The sequence below is a fragment of the Amnimonas aquatica genome (assembly GCF_002943415.1).
Classification (GTDB): domain Bacteria; phylum Pseudomonadota; class Gammaproteobacteria; order Pseudomonadales; family Moraxellaceae; genus Perlucidibaca; species Perlucidibaca aquatica_A.
On record NZ_PTQZ01000279.1, the window covers coordinates 1 to 1,825 of the forward strand.

Sequence of the window (1,825 nt, forward strand, 5' to 3'; positions counted from 1 at the left end):
GCCCAGCGTGGACAGGGTGACGCCGGCGATCCGGCCCGCGCCGGCCCCGGTAGCGAAGAACAGGCGGTCGGCCAGCAGCACCAGCGCCGGAATCGCGGCCTGCAGCAGCAGCGCGTTGCTGGCGGTGGTCTCGCGCAGGCCGGAATAGATGAAGGCGTTGAAGCCGGCGACGCCGATCAGGCCCAGCGCCAGCACCGGGCGCCAGTGCCGCCGCAGCTCGCCGGCATCGGCGGCCAGGTGCCGCAGGGCGAAGGGCAGGATGATGCAGAGCGCGCCGATCCAGCGCACCAGCGCCAGCGTGAACGGAGGGATGTCGTCGCGCACGGCGCGGCCCACGATCATGTTGCCGGACCACAGCAGCATGACCAGCGCGAGCATGGCGAAGGCCAGGAGGCGGCCGGACTGTGGAGCAGGCTGGGTGGCGGACATGAGCGCTCCCGGTGCGGGCATCCATCATGCCGCGCGACCGGACGGCCATGACGGGAATATGGCGCGCCTGGCGGGATTCGAACCCACGACCACCGGCTTCGGAAACCGATACTCTATCCAGCTGAGCTACAGGCGCGTGACAACACGATCCCGGCCGTGTCATGCCGGGAGGCCGCATGATAGCGGGAGTCGTCGCGGTCGTCCATGAAGGCGGCGGCGCCTTTTCTTATCACTGCGCGTGATATCGATATCGCAACATGTTCCTTTGTGCTGATATGGCCGCTGCCTATGCTTCCGCCATGTGCCAGCCGCCAGTCGCTGGCCCTGATGCACGAGGCACAGGAACATGCGCTCCACTCCCCGCCGGACGGCCCGGCTGCTGACATTCGCGATCACCGCCCTGGCATCGCTGGCGTCCATGCCGGCGGTGGCCACCAACGGCTATTTCGCCCACGGCTACAGCGCCGCCCAGCGCGCGCTCGGCGGCAGCGGCACGGCCTCGTCGGAAGATGCGCTGATCGCCACCATCAACCCGGCCGGCATCGCCCGTGTCGGCAACCGCTGGGATGCCAACCTCAGCCTGTTCGTGCCCAAGCGCGGCTACGAGGTCGAGGCCGGCAATGTCGGGCTGGGCATCGTCAACCTCGATGCCGGCCGGGTCGACAGCGAGCACGACCTGTTCGGCATTCCCGGTTTCGGCCTGGTGCGCCAGCTCGGCGNATGGCGATACGCTGGGCTTCTGCGGCAATGGCCGCGGTACCGCCTCGGTGGACCTGATCCAGCTCTTCATCGCGCCCAGCTTCGCCTACCGGCTGGGCGAGCACACGTCGATCGGCATTACGCCCATCATCGCCGCGCAGCGCTTCCAGGCCACCGGCCTGCAGGCGTTCGCGCAGTTCTCCAACAGCCCGGACAACGTGTCCGACAACNAGCTTCGTCAACAACTGCGCGGTCCAGCGCCTGCTCGGCAGCACCGCCGCCAGCGAGGGCTGCCTGGGCGCGGACGGCGGCCCCGGCTTCGGCTGGCGCGATGTCGAGGTCTACAAGATCGGCTACCAGCTCCGTCAGGGCGACTGGACCTGGCGCCTGGGCTACAGCCAGCCGCGCGAGCAGCCGATTCCCGAGACCGAGCTGCTGTTCAACATCCTGGCGCCGGCCGTGGTCGAGAAGCACTACACCGCCGGCGTGTCCTGGCAGTCCTCGCCCCGGCTGGGCTTCGACCTCAGCCTGATGTACGCGCCCGCCAACCCGGTCAGCGGCCGCAACCCGCTCAGCAATGTGCAGCTGCTCAGCGGCGGCAGCCTGATCCGCGCCGACGAGGATGACCGCGACCAGCGCATCACCATCGACATGCACCAGTACGAGCTGACTTTCGGGGTGAACTACACCTACTGAG

At 68.6% G+C, this 1,825-nt stretch carries 2 protein-coding genes and 1 tRNA gene; 1 reads left to right on the plus strand and 2 read right to left on the minus strand.

From position 1 onward, the window contains the following. The coding region (locus C5O18_RS09050) for a DMT family transporter (RefSeq protein WP_146089323.1) at positions 1 to 429 on the minus strand (429 nt) is incomplete at its 3' end. A 59-nt stretch (positions 430 to 488) separates the two neighbouring features. Continuing rightward, positions 489 to 565 (minus strand) — tRNA-Arg (locus C5O18_RS09055). A 1,022-nt stretch (positions 566 to 1,587) separates the two neighbouring features. On the opposite strand from C5O18_RS09055, the gene C5O18_RS09060 reads away from it, so the two are divergent. Next, on the plus strand, positions 1,588 to 1,824 hold the full coding sequence (locus C5O18_RS09060) for a hypothetical protein (protein WP_105193284.1): 237 nt from the start codon (positions 1,588 to 1,590) through the stop codon (positions 1,822 to 1,824). Position 1,825: the final 1 nt, after the last annotated feature.